The sequence below is a fragment of the Pseudomonas cavernicola genome (assembly GCF_003596405.1).
Classification (GTDB): Bacteria; Pseudomonadota; Gammaproteobacteria; order Pseudomonadales; family Pseudomonadaceae; genus Aquipseudomonas; species Aquipseudomonas cavernicola.
The window spans coordinates 1184148-1207341 of record NZ_QYUR01000002.1 but is presented as its reverse complement, the minus strand read 5'-3'; the positions used below and the strand labels follow the sequence as shown (position 1 = coordinate 1207341).

General features: G+C 63.2%; 21 protein-coding genes. 10 read left to right on the top strand and 11 right to left on the bottom strand.

Features of this window, described 5'->3' with window-relative positions:
- The first annotated feature begins 864 nt into the window (after positions 1-864).
- Complete coding sequence (locus D3879_RS05925; protein WP_119953140.1) at positions 865-1977, top strand: CapA family protein; 1113 nt, start codon at positions 865-867, stop codon at positions 1975-1977.
- Between the two features lie 134 nt (positions 1978-2111).
- On the opposite strand, the gene D3879_RS05920 is transcribed toward D3879_RS05925, so the two are convergent.
- The 5 genes from D3879_RS05920 to D3879_RS05900 all read right to left on the bottom strand — a co-directional run bounded on the left by D3879_RS05920 (position 2112) and on the right by D3879_RS05900 (position 6152).
- On the bottom strand, positions 2112-2645 hold the full coding sequence (locus D3879_RS05920; RefSeq protein ID WP_119953139.1) for a DUF3299 domain-containing protein: 534 nt from the start codon (positions 2643-2645) through the stop codon (positions 2112-2114).
- 98 nt (positions 2646-2743) lie between these two features.
- Positions 2744-2989: a GlsB/YeaQ/YmgE family stress response membrane protein gene (locus D3879_RS05915; protein ID WP_119953138.1), complete on the bottom strand. Its 246-nt coding sequence runs from the start codon at positions 2987-2989 to the stop codon at positions 2744-2746.
- A gap of 188 nt (positions 2990-3177) precedes the next feature.
- Positions 3178-4263: a 5-(carboxyamino)imidazole ribonucleotide synthase gene (locus tag D3879_RS05910; RefSeq protein ID WP_119953137.1), complete on the bottom strand. Its 1086-nt coding sequence runs from the start codon at positions 4261-4263 to the stop codon at positions 3178-3180.
- A 149-nt stretch (positions 4264-4412) separates the two neighbouring features.
- Entirely contained in the window at positions 4413-4904 is a 492-nt protein-coding gene (gene purE / locus D3879_RS05905) for a 5-(carboxyamino)imidazole ribonucleotide mutase (RefSeq protein ID WP_119953136.1), read from the bottom strand.
- A 342-nt stretch (positions 4905-5246) separates the two neighbouring features.
- Positions 5247-6152 (bottom strand): LysR substrate-binding domain-containing protein, encoded by a 906-nt coding sequence (locus D3879_RS05900; protein WP_119953135.1) that lies wholly within the window; start codon positions 6150-6152, stop codon positions 5247-5249.
- A 181-nt stretch (positions 6153-6333) separates the two neighbouring features.
- On the opposite strand from D3879_RS05900, the gene aspA reads away from it, so the two are divergent.
- The gene (gene aspA, locus D3879_RS05895) at positions 6334-7758 is read left to right on the top strand and encodes an aspartate ammonia-lyase (protein WP_119953134.1); all 1425 of its coding nucleotides are present in this window, start codon (positions 6334-6336) and stop codon (positions 7756-7758) included.
- Positions 7759-7969: 211 nt separating this feature from the next.
- On the opposite strand, the gene pdxR is transcribed toward aspA, so the two are convergent.
- Positions 7970-9448: a MocR-like pyridoxine biosynthesis transcription factor PdxR gene (gene pdxR / locus D3879_RS05890; RefSeq protein ID WP_119953133.1), complete on the bottom strand. Its 1479-nt coding sequence runs from the start codon at positions 9446-9448 to the stop codon at positions 7970-7972.
- Between the two features lie 121 nt (positions 9449-9569).
- Between pdxR and D3879_RS05885 the strand changes: the two genes are divergently transcribed.
- The 5 genes from D3879_RS05885 to D3879_RS05870 all read left to right on the top strand — a co-directional run bounded on the left by D3879_RS05885 (position 9570) and on the right by D3879_RS05870 (position 13059).
- On the top strand, positions 9570-10214 hold the full coding sequence (locus D3879_RS05885; RefSeq protein ID WP_119953132.1) for an FMN-binding negative transcriptional regulator: 645 nt from the start codon (positions 9570-9572) through the stop codon (positions 10212-10214).
- Positions 10215-10348: 134 nt separating this feature from the next.
- Positions 10349-10798 carry a GNAT family N-acetyltransferase gene (locus tag D3879_RS05880; protein ID WP_119953131.1) on the top strand — a complete coding sequence of 150 codons (450 nt, stop codon included), beginning with the start codon at positions 10349-10351 and terminating at the stop codon, positions 10796-10798.
- A gap of 38 nt (positions 10799-10836) precedes the next feature.
- On the top strand, positions 10837-11517 hold the full coding sequence (locus tag D3879_RS05875) for a GNAT family N-acetyltransferase (RefSeq protein ID WP_119953130.1): 681 nt from the start codon (positions 10837-10839) through the stop codon (positions 11515-11517).
- Positions 11518-11775: 258 nt separating this feature from the next.
- The gene (locus D3879_RS27425; protein WP_274381356.1) at positions 11776-11904 is read left to right on the top strand and encodes a hypothetical protein; all 129 of its coding nucleotides are present in this window, start codon (positions 11776-11778) and stop codon (positions 11902-11904) included.
- 54 nt (positions 11905-11958) lie between these two features.
- Positions 11959-13059, top strand: a complete 1101-nt coding sequence (locus tag D3879_RS05870; RefSeq protein ID WP_119953129.1) for a polyamine ABC transporter substrate-binding protein — start codon at positions 11959-11961, stop codon at positions 13057-13059.
- Positions 13060-13205: 146 nt separating this feature from the next.
- On the opposite strand, the gene oadA is transcribed toward D3879_RS05870, so the two are convergent.
- A complete protein-coding gene (gene oadA, locus D3879_RS05865) occupies positions 13206-15014 on the bottom strand; it encodes a sodium-extruding oxaloacetate decarboxylase subunit alpha (RefSeq protein WP_119953128.1) in 1809 nt (602 codons plus the stop codon).
- Between the two features lie 10 nt (positions 15015-15024).
- Positions 15025-16443, bottom strand: coding sequence for an acetyl-CoA carboxylase biotin carboxylase subunit (locus tag D3879_RS05860; RefSeq protein WP_119953127.1), 1419 nt, complete (start codon positions 16441-16443; stop codon positions 15025-15027).
- Between the two features lie 211 nt (positions 16444-16654).
- On the opposite strand from D3879_RS05860, the gene D3879_RS05855 reads away from it, so the two are divergent.
- Positions 16655-17602 (top strand): LysR family transcriptional regulator, encoded by a 948-nt coding sequence (locus D3879_RS05855; RefSeq protein WP_119953126.1) that lies wholly within the window; start codon positions 16655-16657, stop codon positions 17600-17602.
- Here the strand turns inward: D3879_RS05855 and D3879_RS05850 are convergent.
- A complete protein-coding gene (locus D3879_RS05850) occupies positions 17544-17768 on the bottom strand; it encodes a PA3496 family putative envelope integrity protein (RefSeq protein WP_119953125.1) in 225 nt (74 codons plus the stop codon). The genes D3879_RS05855 and D3879_RS05850 overlap by 59 nt on opposite strands.
- Before the next feature lie 97 nt (positions 17769-17865).
- On the bottom strand, positions 17866-18732 hold the full coding sequence (hexR, locus tag D3879_RS05845; RefSeq protein ID WP_119953124.1) for a transcriptional regulator HexR: 867 nt from the start codon (positions 18730-18732) through the stop codon (positions 17866-17868).
- 132 nt (positions 18733-18864) lie between these two features.
- Here hexR and zwf point away from each other — a divergent pair, with 132 nt between their 5' ends.
- Positions 18865-20289, top strand: coding sequence for a glucose-6-phosphate dehydrogenase (gene zwf / locus D3879_RS05840; RefSeq protein ID WP_218567830.1), 1425 nt, complete (start codon positions 18865-18867; stop codon positions 20287-20289).
- Positions 20290-20549: 260 nt separating this feature from the next.
- The gene (gene trhP, locus D3879_RS05835; RefSeq protein WP_119953123.1) at positions 20550-21908 is read left to right on the top strand and encodes a prephenate-dependent tRNA uridine(34) hydroxylase TrhP; all 1359 of its coding nucleotides are present in this window, start codon (positions 20550-20552) and stop codon (positions 21906-21908) included.
- A gap of 1 nt (position 21909) precedes the next feature.
- Here the strand turns inward: trhP and D3879_RS05830 are convergent, their stop codons facing one another.
- Positions 21910-22584 carry a hypothetical protein gene (locus D3879_RS05830; protein ID WP_119954901.1) on the bottom strand — a complete coding sequence of 225 codons (675 nt, stop codon included), beginning with the start codon at positions 22582-22584 and terminating at the stop codon, positions 21910-21912.
- Between the last annotated feature and the right edge of the window lie 610 nt (positions 22585-23194).

The following is a 23194-nucleotide window of genomic DNA, read 5'->3' as shown; positions in this document are numbered from 1 at the left end:
AAGAGCCTTGCTGTTTGTTGGCCTTGAAGCAGTGCCCGGGCCTTTTAGCGCGCTGGCTGATGCTTCTGGTTGCGCCCCCTCGGGCGCCTCACTTTTCTTTGTTTTGCACAAAGAAAAGTAAGCAAAAGAAAGCGCCCCCCGGCATCCGGGTCTTCGCTGCGCTCCGACTGCCCTCGCTTCGGCACTGCTCCGGGGGCACGCCACGAAGGGACGTCCCTGTCCCATCGTGCCTCGCTCGGCGTCCTGCCTCGCGTCCCCCTGCGCAGTACCTCCACTCGGCCTCCTGACGGGGCCCCGGGGTGTCGCCTGCAAGTTTTTTTTAAAACTACCTGGTGCCAACAGCTGCCTGGTGGATTTGAGACAAAAAGTGGGGCGGGGACAGAGCCCCTTCAGGAGGCCGAACGGAATCGTTGTGGAGGGGGTTGAGCGGCAGGGATGCCGCGAGAGCCGCGATGGGCCAGGGACGGCCCTTCGCGGCGTACCCCCGGAGCGACGATGGAGAGAGGGAACCCGCCGCAGGCGGGCCGGATGCCGGGGCTAGACCTTTTGGTTTCTTTTGGGGCAATGCCAAAAGAAACTCGCCCAGCAGGGCGAAACCGGACTGTCAGCCAGCACGGCAAGCGCCCAATGACACCAAACGACAAGACAGCACCATCTTGCCGATCCGGTGTTAGCCCCCATGCCCCCCGGCAATCCGTGAAGAACCTTTTTCTTTATGTCGGTGCTCACCGACGCGCTCAAAGGGTACGCCCCTCTTTTAGTCTGACTCTGGATGCACTGAAGAGGCGGCCGGCTGGCTAGCTATAGTTAAGGCGTGATTATCGTTGTGATGGGGCCGCAGGTGAGCTAATCGGGAGGGTGCCCATGGCAGTTGTGACCGATACGCTGAAGCTGTTTCTCGCCGGCGACGTCATGACCGCTCGCGGCATCGACTCAGTGCTGCCGCACCCTGGCGATCCGCGACTTTACGAAGCCTACGTCAAGAATGCCGGCGTTTACGTCCAGCTGGCAGAAAGACTCAATGGCTCGATTCCGCACCCAGTCGATTTCACCTATGTCTGGGGCGATGCGCTGGATGAGTTCGGACTTCGCCAGCCACAGGTACGCATCATCAATCTGGAAACTGCGGTGTCCCGCCACGGCCGACCGGAGCAAAAGGGCATCAATTACCGCATGAGCCCGGAGAACTTCCCGGCCATCAGCGCAGCCGGCATCGACTGCTGCGTGCTGGCCAACAACCATGTGCTTGACTGGGGGACAGCCGGCCTGGCCGAGACGCTGGATACACTATCGAGCAACGGCATGTGCAGCGCCGGCGCCGGGCACGACCGGCAATCTGCCGAAGCGCCCGCCGTGCTGCCGCAGCCTGGCGGGCGGCGCTTGCTGGTGTACGGCCTCGGTACACCCGACAGCGGCATTCCACCGGACTGGGTCGCCACAGATAGGCATGCGGGCGTCGCGCGGCTGGAGGATCTGTCGAGGCAAAGCCTGCGCCCTGTGGCCAAACGAATTCTCGAGGGTAAAAGCCCGGGGGATCTGGTGGTCGCCTCCATTCACTGGGGTGGCAACTGGGGGTTCGATATCCCGCAGGAGCAGGTCCGGTTCGCCCATGCCTTAATCGACAAGGCCGGAGTCGATCTGGTGCACGGGCATTCCTCACACCACATCAAAGGCATCGAGGTGTACCGCGAACACCTGATTCTCTATGGCTGCGGTGATCTGCTGAACGATTACGAAGGCATCGAGGGCCACACAGCCTTTCGCGGCGACCTGGGGCTTATGTATTTCGCCGCGCTGGACCCGAGCGGGCGCCTGCAGTCGCTCGACCTGATACCCACCCGCCTCCGCCGCTTTCGCATCTGCCGTGCCGAAGGGGATGACCGTCAATGGCTGCACGACACCCTGTCGCGCGAGTGCGCACGCCTGGGCTGTAGCATCCAGTTGGGGGCGGACAATGCCTTCGCGTTGCGTTGGTAGGCGTGTCATGACGCCGCGAAGCCTTGTCCGCCGATGGGGGGATCTGCTGGTTTTGGCCCCCCGACTGAGTTGTTTTTTGCCGATGTGGTTTTGGAAAGTGCTGCGACCTTCAGCGAAACCGAGTGATCGGCTGGCTACAGATCGGTGTCCACTACCACCCGCACCTTGCTCGCATCCAGCGCATACGCCGCATCGGCCAGATCATTACTGACCTGCTCGACCTTCAGCGTGCCGCTCACCCAGAGTGGGGTGTAGATGTCGTCCAGTTTCAAGCCCTTGGGGTAGCGCACCAGTACCAGTTGGTTGGGTGGCGGTGGCGGGACGTGGATGCAGGCACCAGGGTAAGGGACGAGGAAGAATAGGGTGCTGCGGCCTTTGCCGTCGGTTTCCAGTGGCACGGGATAGCCGCCGAGGCGGATCTGTTTGCCGTTCATGGCGGACACGGTCTTGGCCGAGTACATGACCGCCGGCAAGCCTTTTTCCTGCTTTAGCCCGCCCTTGCCGTTGAAAGTGCCATTCGCCTCGGGTGTGTCGTGGCTGATCTCCGGCATGGCCTCAAGGGCTTTCTGGTCGGAGTTGGGCATCAGCTCGAGCCAGTCGGTTTCCGGCAGTTCGGCGTGGGCAAGGCCGCTGAGCAGCAACAGGGTCATCAGAAGCAAACGGCGCATGGCAAAGCTCGAAGGAAAAACGGGGTAAGACTCACAGGTATGCGTGCGGCATGTTGCCAGCACCCCTCCCTGGCGGGAGAGGGCTGAGCCAGAGAGATTTAGCTCTTTTTGACCACGCTGTAGAGCACCAACAGGATGACGGCACCGACTACCGCGCCGATAAACCCGGCAGCCTGCCCGGCCTGGTAGAAACCCAGTGCTTGGCCGCCGTAGGTGGCTGCCAGCGAGCCGCCGATGCCGAGCAGGATGGTCATGATCCAGCCCATGCTGTCGTCGCCGGGTTTGAGGAAGCGTGCGACCAAGCCGGCCAACAAGCCGATGATGATGGTTCCGATGATGCCCATAGCATTCCCTCCGTGTGATTGGCTAAGAGCCTGTTCAAGGTCGTCGCGAGCGACGCAGAGCTTGAGCGGGTTCTAGTGCCTGAGCCTAGTCGTGGCTCGGGCACCTTGCCATCAGACGAGTGAGCGCCACGGAGGTTCCATCTACACGCGCCTAGCGGCAATCCGGCCTTTTCTAAAGAAGGTCGGGCTCAGGCTTTGCCGATCAGCGTTTCAACCGCGGTGATCTGCCGGTCCAGCGTGGCGCGGTCGGCGCTGCGCAGGGTGGCGTGACCGACTTTACGCCCCACCTTGAAGGCCTTGCCGTAGTGGTGCAGGTGGCAGTCTTCAATGCTGATCACCTTGGCAACGTCCGGCACCTCGCCGATGAAGTTGAGCATGGCGCTTTCCCCGACTTTCTCAGTCGAGCCCAGCGGTAGGCCGGCGACGGCGCGCAGATGGTTTTCGAACTGGCTGCACTCGGCGCCTTCGATAGTCCAGTGCCCGGAGTTGTGCACGCGCGGGGCGATTTCGTTGGCCTTGAGGCCACCGTCGACTTCGAAAAATTCGAACGCCAGCACGCCGACATAGTCGAGCTTGGTCAGCACCCGGCCAACATAGTCTTCCGCCAGCGCCTGCAACGGATGCGCGCTGCTGGCGATGGACAAGCAGAGAATGCCGTTCTCGTGGGTGTTATGCACCAGCGGATAGAAGCGCGTTTCGCCATCGCGTGCGCGCACGGCGACCAGCGAGACTTCGCCGCTAAACGACACGAAACCTTCAAGCAGGCACGGCACGCTGCCCAGTTCGGCGAAGGCACCGGTCACATCGGCCGCTTTGCGCAGGACCTTCTGGCCCTTGCCGTCGTAGCCGAGGGTGCGGGTTTTCAGCACCGCCGGCAGGCTGATACGGGCGACGGCGGCGTCGAGATCCGCCTGCGACTGAATGTCGGCAAACTCCGGCGTGGGGATGCCGAGCTCCTTGAACAAGCTCTTTTCGAACCAGCGGTCACGGGCGATGCGCAGCGCTTCAGCGCTCGGGTAGACCGGCACGAACTGCGAGAGGAAGGCCACGGTTTCCGCCGGCACGCTCTCGAACTCGAAGGTCACCAGATCCACTTCGTCGGCCAACTGACGCAGGTGATCCTGGTCGCTGTAATCGGCGCGGATATGCTCGCCGAGGGCGGCGGCGCAAGCATCCGGCGCCGGGTCGAGGAAGGCGAAATTCATCCCTAGCGGAGTGCCCGCCAGAGCCAACATACGACCCAGCTGGCCGCCACCGATTACACCGATTTTCATTTATAGAGCCCCTTTCAGTAGGTGGCGAGACCAAGCAGTTGAGCGGCGCACGCAGCGCAGGAAGCGGAGTTTACACGCGAGTAAATGAGCATTCCGAGCAGCGGACGGCGCTCAACTGCGCCGCGTCGCAGCCCTGATGGAAGGGGCTCTCAGGCCTCACGTGGGTCTGGATTGTCCAGCACGCTATCCGTCTGCTCAGTGCGGAACTGCTTCAGCGCGGCATGGAACTGCGGATGCTGGTGGCCGAGGATGCTCGCCGCCAGCAGTGCAGCATTGACCGCGCCGGCTTTGCCGATGGCCAGGGTAGCGACCGGAATGCCCGCGGGCATCTGCACGATCGACAGCAGTGAATCGACGCCCGAGAGCATCGACGACTGCACCGGCACACCAAGCACCGGCAAGTGCGTCTTGGCGGCGCACATGCCCGGCAAGTGGGCTGCGCCACCGGCACCGGCGATGATCACCTGGATGCCGCGTGCGTCCGCCTGTTCGGCGTACTGGAAGAGCAAGTCCGGGGTACGGTGGGCAGAAACCACCTTGACCTCGTAGGGAATGCCCAGTTTGTCCAGCATTTCGGCGGTGTGGCTAAGGGTGGACCAGTCGGACTTGGAGCCCATGATCACGCCAACCAGTGCGCTCATCGTCGTGCCTCTTCTTCATTGGGCGCCCGCAGGCGCGGCAAAAGCTAACAAGCCACGCTGGAGACCAGGCGTGGCTTGTTGGCGAATGGCTTTCTGTGTGAAAGACCAGGGCCGGTGCGAGGCCGGCCAAAGGCCGCGCAGTATACCGCAAAGCCTGGGCTGGCGAGTATCCGCTGCGACCGTCCGTCCAGCGCCCGGCGCGACACTTAAAAAACGTAGGTTGGCGCTGAACGCAGTGATGCCCAACAGGGAGTCGCCCGCGACTCCCGGCGCTCAGCAACCACCTAAAAGCCCCAGCCTTGCAGGCCGGTTGTTGGGCATCGCCTTCGGCTCAGCACCAACCTACGCACTCCCCGCCCCGCCCTCGAGCTTGCGCCACAGCAGGCGCACCGACGCCTTGCGCACCAGCGCGCAGCGGTACAGGCGAATTTCCAGCGGCACATGCCACTGGGGGCCGCCGCACTCCACCAGTTCACCGCGAGCCAGTTCGGCGGTGATGCTCAGACGCGGCACCCAGGCCACTCCCAAACCCTGCAACGCCATGCTCTTCAGGCTATCGGCCATCGCCGTCTCGTACACCGTCGTCGAACGCAAACCCCGCTGGCGCAGCAGCAGATTCACCGACCGCCCAAGGAAAGCGCCCGCGCTGTAAGCCAGCAGTGGCACGCTCTGGCCGCTCTCCAGGTCGAACAAGGCCTGGCCATTCGTGCCGACCGCGCAGACCGGCAACATCTCGGTGCGCCCCAAGTGTAGGGAGGGGAAAATTTCCGGGTCCATCTGCAAGGCCGCATCTGGGTCGTAGAAGGCCAGAATCAGATCGCAGGCGCCTTCGCGCAGCGCGTGTACCGCCTCGCCTACGTTGGTCGCCACCAAGCGGCTGGCGATATTCAAACCCTCGTTGCGCAAGCGCGCGATCCATGGCGGGAAGAAACCCAGCGCCAGCGAATGCGCAGCGGCGAACTGCAACACCTCGCCTTGCTGACCTTCCAGATGATGCAGATGGCGCACCACATCACCGAGCTGCTCGATCACGCTGCGCGCGGTGACCAGGAACAGTTGCCCGGCCTCGGTCAGCTCCACCGGCGTGCGGGCACGGTTGACCAGGGTCAGTCCCAAGGTTTCTTCCAGGTTGCGAATCCGCCGGCTGAAAGCTGGCTGAGTGACAAAACGCTTCTCGGCCGCCTGGGAAAAGCTGTGGGTCGCGGCCAGGGCACTGAAGTCCTCCAGCCATTTCATTTCGAGGTTCACCACGGGCCTCCTCGGCCGTTATCACTGCAATCTATACGCTCGCCAACGAGACAGCGTCACACCAACACTATGCCGATTCGGTATAGGGCAGCGTTTAACAGCATTGGCCTGATGCAAAGCTCAAGCCTAGTCTAATCGGCATCGCGGCCTAGTCCGTGCCTACCCTGAGATGACTGACATCATGTCTGCTGCTGCATCCTTCCGCGTCGAAAAAGACCTGCTTGGCACCCTCGAAGTTCCGGCTGAAGCCTATTACGGCATTCAGACCTTGCGTGCCGTGCATAACTTCCGTCTATCTGGCGTGACGCTGTCGCATTACCCGAAACTGGTGATCGCCCTGGCGATGGTCAAACAGGCCGCCGCCGACGCCAACCGCGAACTCGGCCACCTCAGCGTGGCCAAGCATGCGGCGATCAGCGAAGCCTGCGCGCGGCTGATCCGTGGTGAATTCCACGAGCAGTTCGTGGTGGACATGATTCAAGGCGGCGCCGGCACCTCGACCAACATGAACGCCAACGAGGTGATCGCCAACCTGGCGCTGGAGGCCATGGGCCACGCCAAGGGTGAGTACCAATACCTGCACCCGAACAACGACGTGAACATGGCGCAGTCGACCAACGACGCCTACCCGACCGCCATCCGCCTCGGCTTGCTGCTCGGCCACGACACCCTGCTGGCCAGCCTCGACAGCCTGATCCAGGCCTTCGCCGCCAAGGGTGAAGAGTTCGCCCATGTGCTGAAGATGGGTCGCACCCAGCTGCAAGACGCCGTGCCGATGACCCTCGGCCAGGAATTCCGCGCCTACGCCACCACCCTCGGCGAAGACCTGGCGCGCCTGAAAAGCCTGGCGCCGGAACTGCTCACCGAAGTGAACCTGGGCGGCACCGCGATCGGCACCGGCATCAACGCTGACCCCGGTTATCAGCATCTGGCAGTCGAGCGCCTGGCGATCATCAGCGGCCAGCCGCTGGTCCCGGCCGCCGACTTGATCGAAGCCACCTCGGACATGGGCGCCTTCGTGCTGTTCTCCGGCATGCTCAAACGCACCGCGGTGAAGCTATCGAAGATCTGCAACGACCTGCGCCTGCTCTCCAGCGGCCCGCGCACCGGCATCAACGAAATCAACCTGCCGCCGCGTCAGCCGGGCAGCTCGATCATGCCGGGCAAGGTCAACCCGGTGATTCCGGAAGCGGTCAATCAGGTGGCCTTCGAAGTGATCGGCAACGACTTGGCCCTGACCATGGCGGCCGAAGGCGGCCAACTGCAACTGAACGTGATGGAGCCGCTGATCGCCTACAAGATCTTCGACTCGATCCGCCTGCTGCACCGAGCCATGGACATGCTGCGCGAGCATTGCATCGTCGGCATCAGCGCCAACGAAGCACGCTGCCGCGAACTGGTGGAAAGCTCGATCGGCCTGATCACCGCGCTGAATCCCTATATCGGCTACGAGAATGCTACCCGTATCGCCCGCATCGCCCTGGAAAGCGGCCGCGGCGTACTGGAGCTGGTACGTGAAGAAGGCCTGCTCGACGAGTCGATGCTGGCCGACATCCTCCGCCCGGAAAACATGATCGCGCCGCGTCTGGTGCCGTTGAAGGCATAAGTTAAGCGCGCGATCCTGCTGCAGATACACGCTCACCAGGCTAAGGGGATCACTCTCCCCTCGCCATTCAGGAGATGAGGCCAGCCCTCATCTCCTTTTTTTATGCCTCTGTCTCAATTGGAAATGCGCAAAACCTGTAGGAGCGAGCTCTGCTCGCGATGATTTTGCCCGAAGAGCTTCGCGAGCAGAGCTCGCTCCTACAATAACCTTTTCATGCCCAGACCTTACGCAGCGCCTGCAGGGCCACGGCAATCCTGGCTTCATCGACCCCGGCAAAACCCAGCACCAGCCCGGCCCGCTCGTCTTCCGTGCCCGGCGAATCCGCCAGCCAGTAATCGCTCAAGCCATTCAGCTCGACCCCGACCGCCGCCGCCTGCTCGATCAGCTCGCACTCGCGCGTCCGACTGGCCACCCGCACGCTCAGATGCAGGCCGGCATCCACCACCGGTAACGGCTGACAACCGGCAATCTGTTCCGGCCAGTCGCGGAGCAGCGCATCTCGACGCGAACGCGCAGCCCGGCGCATCCGACGGATATGCCGCTGGAAATGCCCAGCAGCGATGAACTCGGCCATCACCGCCTGAGTGCCGATTTCCGAGTGCCGTACGCCTAGCGCGCGCAGCTGCGTAAAGGCGTCGGCCAAGGCTGGCGGCACCACCAGATACCCCAGGCGCAGGCCAGGAAAAGCGATCTTCGAGAAGGTCCCGACGTACAGCACACGGCCCTGCCGATCGAGCGCGGCCAAGGGTGACAGCGGCGTACCGCGATACCGGTATTCGCCGTCGTAATCGTCCTCGACGATCCAGGCCTGCTCGCGCTCGGCCCACTCCAGCAACTCCAAACGCCGTGGCAGGGACAAGGTGACGCCGGTTGGGTACTGATGCGAAGGCGTCACATAAGCCAGCCGGCAATCCTTTAGTGCCGCCAGTTGCGTGGTGTCCAGACCGTCCTGGTCGACCGCGACCCCATGCAGCCACGCGCCGGCAAGCGCAAAGGCATGTCCGGCAGCGCGATAACCAGGGTTTTCCACCGCCACGCCATCGCCCACTTCCAGCAATACCTGGGCACACAGGCTGATGGCCTGCTGGGCGCCACTGGTGATGATGACCTGCGCTGGATCGCAGATCAGACCGCGACTATTGCGCAGGTAGGCGGCGATCAGCTCGCGCAACTGCGGGTCGCCTGCAGCCTCGGCATAACCCAGGCGCTCCAGGGGCGGATGACGCCAGAAGTTGGATTGCAAACGTGCCCAGATGTCGAAAGGAAACAGGTCGAACGCCGCGATGCCGACGCGAAAGGCTCGGGGCGCACCGGCTCGCGGGGCGGGCAAGCGGTTGTTCTGCAAGCGCCTGAGCAGACTCGTGTGCAGCGCACTGGCCGCCGGCGCGGATGGGCTGGGCGGCGCGGCGCTGCTGGCTAACTCCGCCACATAGGTGCCATCGCCAATGCGCCCCTCGAGATAGCCCTCGGCATATAGCTGGTCGTAGGCGCGCACCACGGTATTGCGCGATACGCCTAGCGCCGCCGCCAGATCACGGCTGGCCGGCAGGCGCACGCGACTGCTCAGCTGACCGCCGAGAATGCGCTCGCGCAACGCCTGATACAGCTGACGGGACAAGCCTTGGCGGCGGTCAAGATGAATGCCCGAGGGATCGAGCGGCAACGGCGGGCGCGGTGCGTTCGGAGGCATGGACGGCTGACCTATAGGTGACCGTCACAGCCTAAATTGGCCCAATGAAAATTGCCATTAATGGCTCTTACAACAGACCAATAGCCGGCCTAGGATGCATTCATCCCGCCGGAGAACTGCCATGTACCTGCCGCCCGCATTCCGCGAAGAAGACCTGCCCACACTGCATACACAGATCGCGCAAACGCCTTTGGCGATCCTACTGAGCCACGGCGCGAACGGCTTCGAAAGCAGCCACCTGCCGCTGCTGCTGAGCCCTGAAGAGGGTCGCTTCGGCACCTTGAAAGGCCACTTCGCTCGGGCCAACCCGCACTGGCGAAGCCTCGCGGCCGGCGCCGAGGCCATGGTTATCTTCCCTGGGCCGCAAGCCTACGTCAGCCCCAGCTATTACCCGAGCAAGGCCGAGCACGGCAAAGCAGTGCCGACCTGGAACTACATCGCCGTACACGCCTATGGCCATGCCGAGGTCTACGACGACCCGCAGCGCCTGCGCGAACTGCTGGCGCAACTGACTCGGCAGCACGAACAAGGCCGGGCGCAGCCCTGGTCGCTCAGCGATGCGCCGGCGGACTATCTGGACAGCATGCTGCGTGCCATCGTCGGCTTCTCCCTGCCGATCGAGCGCCTGGAAGGCAAATGGAAACTCAGCCAGAACCGTAGCCAGGAAGACCGCGCTGGCGTGCGCGAGCAACTGGCCGGCAGCGCCTTGGCGAGTGAGGTCGCACTGGCGGCGCGGATGGCCGAATGTGCAAAAGGGGCTTCGTAGGTTGGTGCTGAACGTAGCGATGCCCAACAAGGAGTCGGCGACTCCTATATGCGGTCTTGAACATGAAAGCCCGGCCTTACAGGCCGGTTGTTGGGCATCGCCTTTGGCTCAGCACCAACCTACGAGAACAGACTATGACCACACTCACTATCCGCCCCATCGGCCAGGACGACCACGCCGCCTGGCTGCCGCTCTGGCAGGGTTATCAAGCGTTCTACAAGGCCGAGATTCCCGCCGGCACCAGCGCCGTCACCTGGCAGCGTTTCCTCGATCCGACCGAGCCTATGCATGCCGCGCTGGCCTGGCAGGACGAGCGCGCCGTCGGCCTGGTGCACTGGATCTTTCATCGCTCCTGCTGGACGCCCGGCGACTACTGTTACCTGCAGGATCTGTTCGTCGGCGAAGGTCAGCGTACCGCCGGCATCGGCCGGCAACTGATCGAACACGTTTACGAGCAAGCGCATGCCGCCGGCGCCTCGCGAGTGCACTGGCTGACCCACGAAAGCAATCACACCGCCATTCAGTTGTACGAGCGCATCGCCGAGCGCTCTGGCTTCATTCAGTACCGCAAGCTCCTGCCTTAACGGGCCGCATGCCTTAATCACCACCACGAGAACCCGCCATGTCGAACGAGCCTTTACTGCACTGGCAGCCAGCCAACCCCCCTGAGCGTCAGCCGTTGAGCGGCCAGCGCGTACGCCTGGAACCCCTCGACCCGGCCCGCCACGGCAACGATTTATGGCAAGCCTTGCAAGGCCCGCAGTCCGACCCGGCGCTCTGGGACTACATGGCGTATGGCCCGTTCAGCGAGCGCAGCGCCTTCGACGCCTGGCTGGCCGGCAATGCGGCGACCAGCAATCCGTTGTTCTACACGGTGATCGACCTGGCCAGCGCAAGCGCCCAAGGCTTGCTCAGTTTTCTCAACATCGTCCCGGCCCATGGCAGCATCGAGATCGGCAATATCTGCTACGGCCGCGCCATGCAGCGCACCGCGCAGGCGAGCGAGGTGATTTACCTGTTAGCCAAATACGCCTTCGAGCTGGGTTACCGCCGCCTGGAATGGAAGTGCAACGCGCAGAACGCCCGCTCGAAACGTGCCGCCGAGCGCTTTGGCTTCGGATACGAGGGGTTGTTCCGCCAGCACATGGTGATCAAGGATCGCAACCGCGACACCGCCTGGTACGCCATGCTCGATAGCGAATGGCCGGCCGTGCGGCGCGCCTTCGAGCGCTGGCTGGCGGCAGAGAACTTCGATGCTGCCGGCCAACAACGGCAAACCTTGGCGGCACTACGCAACGGCTGAGAGCGGCGCACTGCTGGGGCGGAACAGGTCGATGCCGTTCACCGCCGCCTTGGTGACGAAAGCCTAAACCGCGTCAGCGCTATAATTTCAGCAGCCGTGCAGGCTCTACCCGCGCAGGGGCATCTGCAGGCGCGTTATTCGGGGTCAGCTGGGGCGGGGCGATGCTTTCGCTGAGCTTCTGCTGGCGGCGCGGGCGCGTTCGTCCCTTAATCCGATGGTTTCGATGCGGTCAGAAAAATTGACCTTATTGATCCCTTTTTGGCCTGGCGCAGCATTTTCCCCAGCCAGTCCAGCACGAAGAATGGCGAACACCATCTGGCCCCCGAGGAGAACAATAAAGCGCTGACTATCCACAGTAATGTGCTGGAAGGTTTCGACGGCGCCTGACGCGCGCCCGCACCCATAGCGACTCAACCGCGAAGACCTTTTAAGGAAGCAGACATGAACAGACTCAAACTCCTGCTGGGCACCACTCTCCTGGCCAGCGGCCTGCTCGGCGGCGCGGTGCAGGCCGAACAGCGAGAACTGCGCGTCTACAACTGGGCCGACTACATACTGCCGCAGACCCTAACCGACTTCAAAAAGCAGTCCGGCATCAAGCTGACCTGGGACATCTTCGACACCAACGAGGCACTGGAGGCCAAGCTGCTCACCGGCAACTCCGGCTACGACTTGGTGGTGCCGTCGAACATGTTCCTGGCCAAGCAGATCGAGGCCGGCGCCTTCCAGAAGCTCGACCACAGCAAGCTGCCCAACTGGCAGCACCTCGATCCGGCGCTGCTCAAGTTGCTCGCCGCCAACGATCCGGGCAACCAGTACGGCGTGCCCTACATGTACGGCACCGTGCTGATCGGCTTCAATCCGGCCAAGGTCAAGGCTGCGCTCGGCGACGACGCGCCGGTGGACAGCTGGGACCTGATCTTCAAGGAAGAGAACATCAGCAAGCTCAAGCAGTGCGGCGTCGCCCTGCTCGACTCGCCGTCGGAGATCCTGCCGCTGGCCCTGCACTACCTCGGCCTGCCGCCGAACAGCAGCGAGCCCAAGGACTACGACAAGGCCGCCGCGCTGATGCTGAAGATCCGCCCCTACATCGCCTACTTCCATTCGGCCAAGTACATGACCGACATCGCCAACGGCGACATCTGCGTGGCGGTCGGCTATTCCGGCAGCTTCTACCAGTTTGCCAATCGCGCCAAGGAAGCCGGCAGCGGCGTGGTGATCGACTGGCGTCTGCCCAAGGAAGGCGCGCCGATCTGGTTCGACACCTTCGCCATTCCCAAGGATGCGAAGAACATCGACGAGGCCCATGAGTTCCTCAACAACCTGCTCAAGCCGGACGTGATCGCGCCGATCAGCGACTTCCTCGGCTACCCTAACCCGAACCAGGACGCCATGCCGCTGGTCGGTGCGGCAATCCGCGACAACCATGACCTGACGCCCACCGCCGAGCAGCAGAAGACCCTGTACATCCTCGAGCCCTTGCCACGTGCGGCCGAGCGCGCCCGCACCCGGGCCTGGACCAAGATCAAATCGGGCACCTGAGCGGAGCAACGGATTCACTCCTTACTCCTCCCTCGCCGCGGAAGACGGCGGGGTGAGGGAGGGATGAAGCGCGCCACAGCGCAGAAAACCCGCGCAAAAAAAGGGAGCCTTGCGGCTCCCGAGGGGACTTCTGTTTAGCCTTTGACTCAGCCTTCGATCTCGACCAGGATTTCGCCCGGATTCACGCGGTCGCCCTTGACCACATGGATGGCCGTGACCTTGCCGGCGATGGGTGCCTGTATTTCGGTTTCCATCTTCATCGCCTCGCTGATCAGCACGGCCTGGCCGGCTTTCACCGTGTCGCCTTCCTTGACCAATACATCGACGATATTGCCCGGCATGGTGGTGCTGACGTGGCCCGGCGCGCTGGCGTGCTTGCGCTTGCCGGTGCCGGCACCGACGAACTCGTTGAGCGGCTCGAACACCACCTCTTCCGGCATGCCATCGAGGGACAGGTAGAAGTGCCGCTTGCCGTCTGTCTTCACGCCGACGCCAGTGATATCCACACGGTAGCTCTCACCGTGTACGTCGATGATGAACTCGGTCGGCACGCCCTCGCCGCTGGCCGCCGCCACACCGCCGGCTTCCGGAATCGGCAGCAAGGCTTCCGGGGTCAGGCTGCCGGCCTCGCGCTCTTCGAGGAACTTGCGACCGATATCCGGGAACATGGCGTAGGTCAGCACATCCTCTTCGGACTTGGCCAGGGCGCCGATTTCTTCGCGCAGCTTGGCCAGTTCCGGCTTGAGCAGATCGGCCGGACGTACATCGATCACGTCTTCATTGCCGATCGCCTGGCGCCGAAGTTGTTCATCGACCTTGCCGGCGGCCCGCCCGTAGCGGCCTTGCAGATAAAGCTTCACTTCGTTGGTGATGGTCTTGTAGCGCTCGCCGGCCAGCACGTTGAACACCGCCTGGGTGCCGACGATCTGCGAAGTCGGCGTCACCAGCGGCGGGAAACCGAGGTCTGCACGGACTTTCGGGATCTCGGCAAACACTTCGTTGATACGGCTCAGCGCGCCCTGCTCTTTCAGCTGGTTGGCCAGGTTGGACATCATCCCGCCCGGTACCTGGTTGACTTGCACGCGGGTATCGACCGCGGTGAATTCGCTCTCGAACTGGTGGTATTTCTTGCGCACGGCGTAGAAGTACAGACCGATTTCCTGCAACAGTTGCAGATCCAGACCGGTGTCGAACTCGCTGCCCTTGAGCGCGGCGACCATCGACTCGGTGCCCGGATGGCTGGTGCCCCAGGCGAAGCTGGAGATCGCGGTGTCGATATGGTCGGCGCCGTTCTCGATTGCCTTGAGCTGGCACATGGCGGCCAGGCCGGCGGTGTCATGCGAGTGGATAAACACCGGCAGCGACTGCTCGGCCTTCAGCGCCTTGACCAGCTCGCCGGTGGCGTAGGGCGTCAGCAGGCCGGCCATGTCCTTGATCGCCACCGAGTCGCAACCCATGGCTTCCATCTGCTTGGCCTGGGCGACGAAGGCCTCGACCGTGTGCACCGGGCTGGTGGTGTAGCAAATGGTGCCCTGGGCGTGCTTGCCAGCGGCTTTCACCGCTTCGATGGATACCCGCAGGTTACGCACGTCGTTCATCGCGTCGAAGATGCGGAACACGTCGATGCCATTCACTGCGGCCTTGGCGACGAAGGCCTTGACCACGTCATCGCTGTAATGCCGGTAGCCGAGCAGGTTCTGCCCGCGCAGGAGCATTTGCAGACGGGTGTTAGGCAGCGCCGCGCGCAGTTTGCGCAGGCGCTCCCAGGGGTCTTCCTTGAGGAAGCGCACGCAGGCGTCGAAGGTCGCGCCGCCCCAGACTTCCAGCGACCAATAGCCGACTTTGTCGAGCTTGTCGCAGATCGGCAGCATGTCTTCGGTGCGCATGCGGGTGGCGATCACCGATTGGTGGGCGTCACGCAGGATGGTGTCGGTAACGTAAATCTTCTTGCTCATGGTTCGTTCCTCACAGGCCGGCGTGGGCGGCGATGGCGGTGGCGATGGCCAGGGCCAGGTGCGATGGGTTGCGCTTGATCGAGTACTCGGTCAGTTCCGGGTGGCTCTCGACGAAGCTGGTGTTGAACTGGCCGCTGCGGAATTCCGGGTTGCGCAGAATTTCCTGGTAGTAGGCGGCGGTGGTCTTCACCCCTTGCACGCGCATGTCATCCAGGGCGCGCAGGCCGCGGTCCATCGCCTCTTCCCAGGTCAGCGCCCAGACGACCAGCTTCAGGCACATGGAGTCGTAGTACGGGGGAATCGTGTAGCCGGTGTAGATCGCCGTATCGGTGCGCACGCCGGGGCCGCCGGGTGCGTAGTAACGGGTGATCTTGCCGAACGAGGGCAGGAAGTTGTTCTTCGGGTCCTCGGCGTTGATCCGGAACTGCAAGGCGAAGCCGCGGTACTGGATGTCTTCCTGCTTCACCGACAGCGGCAGGCCGGAGGCGATGCGGATCTGCTCGCGGACGATGTCGATGCCGGTGATTTCCTCGGTGATGGTGTGTTCCACCTGCACCCGGGTGTTCATCTCCATGAAGTACAGCTCGCCATCTTCGGCGAGCAGGAACTCCACGGTGCCGGCGTTCTCATAACCCACTGCCTTGGCCGCACGCACCGACAGATCGCCGATGTAGGCACGCTGTTCCGGCGTCAGTTGCGGGCTGGGGGCGATTTCGATGAGTTTCTGGTTGCGCCGCTGGATCGAGCAGTCGCGTTCGAACAGGTGCACGGTGCTGCCGAAGCTGTCGGCCAGCACCTGAGCCTCGATGTGCTTGGGATTGACGATGCACTTCTCGAGAAAGACCTCGGCCGAACCGAAGGCCTTGGTCGCCTCGGAGATCACCCGCGGGAAAGCCTGCTCCAGCTCCTCGGGGCTGTTGCAGCGGCGAATGCCGCGACCGCCGCCACCGGAAGTGGCCTTGAGCATCACCGGATAACCGATGCGCTCGCCCTCCTTCAGGGCCTCGGCGATATCGGCGACGTTACCTTTGGTGCCCGGAGTGACCGGCACGCCGGCGGCGATCATGCTGCGGCGCGCCTCGGTCTTGTCGCCCATGCGGCGAATCACCTCGGCCGATGGACCGATGAATTTGATCCCACGCTCGGCGCAGATATCCGCCAGCTCAGCGTTCTCGGAGAGGAAGCCATAGCCCGGGTGCAACGCATCGCAACCGGTCTCGACCGCCAGATTGACCAGCTTGCGCGGGTTCAAGTAGCCAGCCAACGGCTCGGCGCCGATGCTGTGGGCCTCGTCGGCGCGCTTCACGTGTAGCGCCATGCGGTCGGCATCGGAATAAACCGCCACCGAGCGGATGCCCATCTCGGCGCAAGCGCGCACGATACGAACGGCAATCTCGCCACGGTTAGCGATCAGGATTTTCTTGATCACGGAAGGTTTCCCTCGGCCTGGTGAACTGGCGACCGCTTACCGCCGGTCGACCCATGAGCGAGCCCGAGAAACGAATTCCCAGTCGCGTATTTACCCTAGCCCCCTGCGCCGATTAACCAAAATCAATAATTATTGGGTTAGCTATTAGTAAAGGCTTATAGTCGTTCGACCAAGCATAGATAAACAGGTGAATTCCGTGCGTAAGTCATTGATGCGCATGACCCTGCGCCAGTTGCAGGTTTTTACCGCGGTCTGCGAAAGCCGCTCCTACAGCCGCGCGGCCGAGGAAATGGCCCTGACCCAGCCGGCGGTCAGCCTGCAAATTCGTCAGTTGGAGGAACTGGTGGGTCAGCCGCTGTTCGAGTACATCGGCAAAAAGCTCTACCTGACCGACGCCGCCGACGCGCTGAAACGCGCCAGCGCGGATATTTTCCAGCGTCTGGAAAACCTCGATATGCAGCTCTCGGATTTGCAGGGCTCGCTGCAGGGCCAGCTCAACCTGGCAGTGGAATCCAGCGCCAAATACTTCGTGCCGCACCTGTTCGCCGCCTTCAAGCGCCAGCACCCGGAGGTCAACCTGCACCTCTCGGTGGTCAACCGCGCCCAGGTGATCAAACGTCTCGCCGACAACCGCGACGACTTGGTCATCATGTCGCTGGTACCGCAGGACATGGCCCTGGAGTTTCTGCCATTCCTGAACAACCCGATCGTCGCCGTGGCGCCGCCCGACCATCCGCTGTGCAGCGCCGGGCAACTGACCCTGAAAGACCTGGAGCCCTACCCGCTGCTGATCCGCGAGCCCGGTTCCGGCACGCGCAAGGCCTGCGAAGAGTACTTCCAGCAGAAGCACGCCCACTTCGCCCAGACCCTTGAAGTGGGCTCGCTGGATGCCCTGCGCGAATCCGTGGCGGCCGGCCTCGGCCTGGCGCTGCTACCGCGCCACGCGGTCAGCCTGGAACTGGCCACCGGCCTACTCCGCGAGCTGGCAGTCGAAGAGCTGCCGCTCTATCGCAGCTGGTGTGTAGTCCATGCCCGTGGCAAACGCGTGTCGCCGGTAGGTCAGGCGTTTCTTGCGTTTATCCGCGCCGAACGTACGCAGATCAGCGCGCTGGCCGCGCGTTTCGCCGGGACGCTGCCCGGACCGCATCCAGGTAGTTAGCGGCGATCAGTTCGGGGAAGTCGAGCAACTCCTGCTGCAGTCGGCGTTGCTCGGCGAAGTCCTCGATGGCGCGGCGGTAGGCCATACGGCGCTGGTCTTCTTGCTGGCGGCGGGTTTTAGTCGCCGTGCTGACGTACTGTTGCGAGTCATCCACATAACGAGCCATATCGGATCTCCCAAGACTAGGTGCGGGGAGCACCAGCATGGGCGGCGGGCGTTACGCTTTAACGGCAGAGCAATGAAACTGCGGTGACCACGCGGTTTCAGTCTTCGCTCGCCTTCACCGTTTTCGGCGACAGTCGCAGGCTACGCAAGCTGCGCTTCACGCTCTTGAGGTGATTGACCAGGCTCGGTCCACGGGCCATGGCCACGCCCATCGCCAGTACGTCGATAACCACCAGGTGGGCGATCCTGGAAGTCAGCGGAGTGTAGATCTCGGTGTCTTCCTGCACATCGATGGCCAGGTTGACCGTGGACAACTCGGCCAGCGGCGTTTGGCTCGGACACAGGGTGATCAAGGTCGCGCCGGTTTCGCGCACCAGGTTGGCCGTGATCAGCAAATCCTTGGAGCGCCCGGATTGCGAGATGCAGATGGCCACATCGGTCGGCTTCAGGGTCACCGCCGACATCGCCTGCATGTGCGGATCGGAATAGGCCGCCGCCGTCAGCAACAGCCGGAAGAACTTGTGCTGGGCATCCGCCGCCACCGCACCCGAGGCGCCAAAGCCGTAGAACTCCACGCGCTGCGCCTGGGAACAGGCCGCGATGGCGCGTTGTAAGGCCTTCGGGTCGAGCTTTTCGCGCACCTCGATCAGGGTGTGCAGGGTAGTGTCGAAAATCTTCAGGCTGAAGTCCGCGACCGAGTCGTCTTCATGGATCGCGAACTGGCCGAAACTTGCGCCGGCCGCCAGGCTCTGCGCGAGTTTCAGCTTGAGATCCTGGAAACCGGTGCAGCCGATGGCGCGGCAGAAACGCACGATGGTTGGCTCGCTGATCCCAACGCTGTGCGCCAAATCGGCCATGGAACTGTGCATCACCGCCGCGGGGTCGAGCAGCACGTGATCGGCGACCTTAAGTTCCGACTTTCGTAACAGATGACGTGACTGGGCAATGTGTTGCAAGAGGTTCAAGGGGCTGGGCTCTGTTGATGAGTTATGATCGGCGCACGCCGGGTTGTAGCGTGCTTGTAGTTATACTACATGACCCGCCTCCCGCCCAGGTAAACCGCGCTCGGAGAGCCTTTGTTGACCATCCCCTGTGACATGTTGGTATTTGGCGGCACCGGTGATCTGGCCCTGCACAAACTGCTGCCGGCGCTCTATCACCTGCACCGCGACGGCCGCCTGCACCCTGACCTACGCATCCTCGCCCTGGCCCGCACCGCGCTTGCTCGCGAGGCCTACCAGGCGTTGGCCGAACGGCGCTGCCGGGCCCAGGTCGCCCGCGCCGATTTCGATGCGCTGACCTGGAGCAGCTTCGCCGCTCGCCTCGACTACTTCGCCATGGACGCCTCACAAAGCGCCGACTTCGGCCGTCTGGCCAAACACCTGGGGCACGCTGAGCACCGCGTGCGGGTTCACTACCTGGCGACCGCGCCGGACCTGTTCGAAGACATCGCCGCCCACCTGGCCATCGCTGGCCTGGCCGGGTCGCACGCGCGCATCGTCCTGGAAAAACCGATCGGCCATTCGCTGGAGTCGGCCAAAGCCATCAACGCGGCGATCGGCGCAGTGTTCGATGAGTCCCGGGTGTTTCGTATCGACCACTACCTGGGCAAAGAGACAGTGCAGAACCTGATGGCGCTGCGCTTCGCCAACGCCCTGTTCGAGCCAGTGTGGCGCGCCGGGCATATCGATCATGTGCAGATCAGCGTCTGCGAAACCCTCGGCGTGGAAAATCGCGGCGCTTACTACGACCGCTCTGGCGCCATGCGCGACATGATCCAGAACCACCTGCTGCAACTGCTCTGCCTGGTGGCCATGGAGGCGCCGGTGCGCTTCGACGCCGAAGCGGTACGCAACGAAAAGCTGAAGATTCTGCAGGCGCTCAAACCGATCAGCGGCCTCGATGTGCAGGACAATACCGTGCGCGGCCAGTACACCGCCGGGAAGATCGGCGGGCAGGAAGTGCCGGCCTATTACTTCGAGAAGAATGTCGACAACGACAGCGATACCGAGACCTTCGTCGCCCTACAGGTCGAAATCGACAACTGGCGCTGGGCCGGCGTGCCGTTTTATCTGCGCACCGGCAAGCGCATGGCGAAGAAGGCTACGGAGATCGTCATCCAGTTCAAACCAGTGCCGCATCGCCTGTTCGACGGCAGCCAACCCAATCGCCTGCTCATCCGCCTGCAACCGGAAGAGCGCATCAGCCTGCAACTGATGGGCAAAACCCCCGGCAAAGGCATGCGCCTGGCGCCGGTCGAGCTGGACCTCAACCTGGCCCAGGCCTTCCGCCAGAAACGTCGCTGGGACGCATACGAACGGCTGCTGCTGGACGTGATCGAGGGCGACTCGACGCTGTTCATGCGCCGCGATGAAGTGGAAGCCGCCTGGACCTGGGTCGACCCGATCCTCAAAGGCTGGCTCGAGTACTACCAGAACCCACGCCCCTATTCGGCAGGCTCCAACGGCCCAGAGCAAGCGCAGAGCCTACTCGAACTGCAAGGGCGCAAGTGGCTGGAGTGAGCGCATCAGGCTGAGCCACAATCGGATTGCTCCCATGCTCCTGCGTGGGAGCAGAGCCTGTGACGCTCTGCGTCAGGTCTCAGTAGGGACGATCAATCAAATCATAAGGTGGACGCCGGGGCGTCGAAGGCTGCGTTCCCACGCCGAGCGTGGGAACGATCAAAAGCCGGGCAGCACACCACCAAGTATTGCTCCAGAGCAATGCGGATCTGGCACGGCCCCCTAGAATTCGCGGCTCCCGCAACTCGCAGAGCCGCGCCATGCCCCAGATCCACCAACCCGAACTGCTCTCCCCCGCCGGCACCTTGAAAGCCATGCGCTACGCCTTCGCCTATGGCGCCGATGCGGTCTACGCCGGGCAACCGCGCTACAGCCTGCGGGTACGCAACAACGAGTTCGATCACGCCAATCTGGCCCTGGGCATTGCCGAGGCCCACGGGCAGGGCAAGCGCTTCTATGTGGTGGTGAACATCGCGCCGCATAACGCCAAGTTGAAGACCTTCCTCAAGGACCTGAAGCCGGTGATCGCCATGGCGCCGGATGCGCTGATCATGTCCGACCCCGGCCTGATCATGCTGGTGCGCGAACACTTCCCGCAGATGCCGATCCACCTGTCGGTGCAGGCCAATGCGGTGAACTGGGCCAGCGTGAGGTTCTGGCAGCAGCAGGGACTGGGCCGGGTGATCCTGTCCCGCGAGCTGTCGCTGGAGGAGATCCTGGAAATCCGCCAGGCGGTTCCTGGCATGGAGCTCGAGGTGTTCGTCCACGGCGCGCTGTGCATGGCCTATTCCGGGCGCTGCCTGCTGTCCGGTTACATCAACAAGCGCGATCCCAACCAGGGCACCTGCACCAATGCCTGCCGCTGGCAGTACAAAGCCGAGCCCGGGCAGGAGAACGAACTGGGCGAGGTCGTCCGGCACTGCGAGCCGACCCTCGGCCGCGGCGCACCGACCACGCAGGTTTTCCTCCTGGAAGACACCAGTCGCCCCGGCGAGTCGATGTCCGCCTACGAGGATGAACACGGCACCTACATCATGAATTCCAAGGACCTGCGCGCCGCGCAGCATGTGCCGCGCCTGGTGCAGATGGGCGTGCATTCGCTGAAGATCGAGGGGCGCACCAAGTCTCACTATTACGTGGCCCGTACCGCCCAGGTGTACCGCAAGGCGATCGACGATGCCGTGGCCGGACGGCCGTTCGACCGCACGCTGCTGACGGCGCTGGAGTCGCTCGCCCACCGCGGTTACACCGAGGGCTTCCTGCGCCGGCATGTGCATGACGAGTATCAGAACTACCAGCACGGCCACTCGCTATCCGAGCGCCAGCAGTTCGTCGGCGAGCTCACCGGCGAACGGCGCCACGGCCTGGCCGAGGTGCGGGTGAAGAACCGCTTCGCCGTCGGCGATCAGCTGGAGCTGATGACGCCGCAGGGCAACCTGAGTTTTCGCCTGGAGGCCCTGGAGAGCAGCCAGGGCGAGGGCAGGACGGTGGCGCCCGGCGATGGCCACCGCCTGTACCTGCCGGTGCCCGCGGAGGTCGAGCTGTCCTACGGACTGCTGATGCGTTACCTCGGCCCAATCACCACGCCCGACTGCGGCGCCGGGATGGCGGCAGGCTAACTCACGCCGGCTGCGGCTCGTGCTGCGCCAGCACCCGCTCGGGCAGGTATTCGCGCAACGCTTGGTCGCTGACCCGTAGCAATTCCAGCAGCAGCACGATCAAGGTCGCCGGACGCAGGCCGGCGCAGACATCGGCCTGGCGCTGCAACGGCAGGCCACCGATGACCCGCACCGACACGGCGATATTGTCATCGTCCGCCGCCGCCTCGGTGAGCTTGCACAGGTAACCGCTGGAGAAACTGCGCAGGCTCTGCACGATCAGCTCCATGTCCTGGATGTGCCGCGCGATCTGCAACACATTCTCCGGCGAGTTGAGCCCGAAGATCAGCACCTTGAGCTGCGGTGCCGACAGGCACTCGGCGTAACGCGCCGCGGTAGCGAAGGCGCGGTCGATACAGAGCTGACGCGCTACATCCAAGTGCAGGCTATCCGGCAGACTCAGATAGGCCTCGAGTATCAGGCGTGGATCGAGATGGGTGGTGGTCTTGGCGGCGAACTCGATGGGCAGCGCCATGATCAACTCGCGCAGCTGTGCCGGCGGCATGTGCGGTGCCATCTGCGCGGCGCGCAGCGGCCCCAGTTGCACCACCAGCGGCACCTTGACCGCCAACGGTGCCAGCCCCTGGGAGGCCAGCAGCAGGCGGAGACCAACATTCAGGCTGGGGAGTTTTGCCATGGCAGAGTCCTTCTCGGCAGGAGGAAAGCACTGCGCACTCTGGGCTGCGCTGAACTCAGCATGGCGCGGCAGCGCGCGCAACACAGCCATCTTTGCATGGGCGGTGAGCATCGGGCAGAGCATCGCAGTAACAGCGTCCTCAACCACTGTTACTGCCATGAATAAAGGGGGCCGGAATGAAGTATTAGGGAAACCTTCCCTAAAGGATATTGATCGTTCCCACGCTCCGCGTGGGAACGCAGCCTTCGACGCTCCAGCGTCCACCTTATGATTTGATCGATTAGTCCCGACTGAGCACCTGACGCAGAGCGTCACAGGCTCTGCTCCCACGCAGAGCATGGGAGCAATCCGATTCATGTGCGTTTGATCGTTCCCACGCTCCGCGTGGGAACGCAGCCTTCGACGCTCCAGCGTCCACCTTATGATTTGATCGATCAGTCCCGACTGAGCACCTGACGCAGAGCGTCACAGGCTCTGCTCCCACGCAGGAGCATGGGAGCAATCCGATTGTGGCTCAGGCTGATGCGCTCACTCCAACCACTTGCGCCCTAGATAAAGGTAGATAAAGGAGTAGGAGTGATTTGTTTTTGATCAGAGAGGTTGTTGGTCG

What these genes read in the sequence shown, in the direction of transcription:
- D3879_RS05910 (WP_119953137.1), bottom strand. Translation starts at nt 4,263, where the DNA reads ATGAAAATCGGTGTAATCGGTGGCGGCCAGCTGGGTCGTATGTTGGCT.
- D3879_RS05885 (WP_119953132.1), top strand. Translation starts at nt 9,570, where the DNA reads ATGTACCTGCCGCCCGCATTCCGCGAAGAAGACCTGCCCACACTGCAT.
- pdxR (WP_119953133.1), bottom strand. Translation starts at nt 9,448, where the DNA reads ATGCCTCCGAACGCACCGCGCCCGCCGTTGCCGCTCGATCCCTCGGGC.
- aspA (WP_119953134.1), top strand. Translation starts at nt 6,334, where the DNA reads ATGTCTGCTGCTGCATCCTTCCGCGTCGAAAAAGACCTGCTTGGCACC.
- zwf (WP_218567830.1), top strand. Translation starts at nt 18,865, where the DNA reads ATGTTGGTATTTGGCGGCACCGGTGATCTGGCCCTGCACAAACTGCTG.
- purE (WP_119953136.1), bottom strand. Translation starts at nt 4,904, where the DNA reads ATGAGCGCACTGGTTGGCGTGATCATGGGCTCCAAGTCCGACTGGTCC.
- D3879_RS05855 (WP_119953126.1), top strand. Translation starts at nt 16,655, where the DNA reads ATGCGCATGACCCTGCGCCAGTTGCAGGTTTTTACCGCGGTCTGCGAA.
- trhP (WP_119953123.1), top strand. Translation starts at nt 20,550, where the DNA reads ATGCCCCAGATCCACCAACCCGAACTGCTCTCCCCCGCCGGCACCTTG.
- D3879_RS05875 (WP_119953130.1), top strand. Translation starts at nt 10,837, where the DNA reads ATGTCGAACGAGCCTTTACTGCACTGGCAGCCAGCCAACCCCCCTGAG.
- D3879_RS05915 (WP_119953138.1), bottom strand. Translation starts at nt 2,989, where the DNA reads ATGGGCATCATCGGAACCATCATCATCGGCTTGTTGGCCGGCTTGGTC.
- D3879_RS05920 (WP_119953139.1), bottom strand. Translation starts at nt 2,645, where the DNA reads ATGCGCCGTTTGCTTCTGATGACCCTGTTGCTGCTCAGCGGCCTTGCC.
- D3879_RS05830 (WP_119954901.1), bottom strand. Translation starts at nt 22,584, where the DNA reads ATGGCAAAACTCCCCAGCCTGAATGTTGGTCTCCGCCTGCTGCTGGCC.
- D3879_RS05880 (WP_119953131.1), top strand. Translation starts at nt 10,349, where the DNA reads ATGACCACACTCACTATCCGCCCCATCGGCCAGGACGACCACGCCGCC.
- D3879_RS05850 (WP_119953125.1), bottom strand. Translation starts at nt 17,768, where the DNA reads ATGGCTCGTTATGTGGATGACTCGCAACAGTACGTCAGCACGGCGACT.
- D3879_RS05870 (WP_119953129.1), top strand. Translation starts at nt 11,959, where the DNA reads ATGAACAGACTCAAACTCCTGCTGGGCACCACTCTCCTGGCCAGCGGC.
- D3879_RS05925 (WP_119953140.1), top strand. Translation starts at nt 865, where the DNA reads ATGGCAGTTGTGACCGATACGCTGAAGCTGTTTCTCGCCGGCGACGTC.
- oadA (WP_119953128.1), bottom strand. Translation starts at nt 15,014, where the DNA reads ATGAGCAAGAAGATTTACGTTACCGACACCATCCTGCGTGACGCCCAC.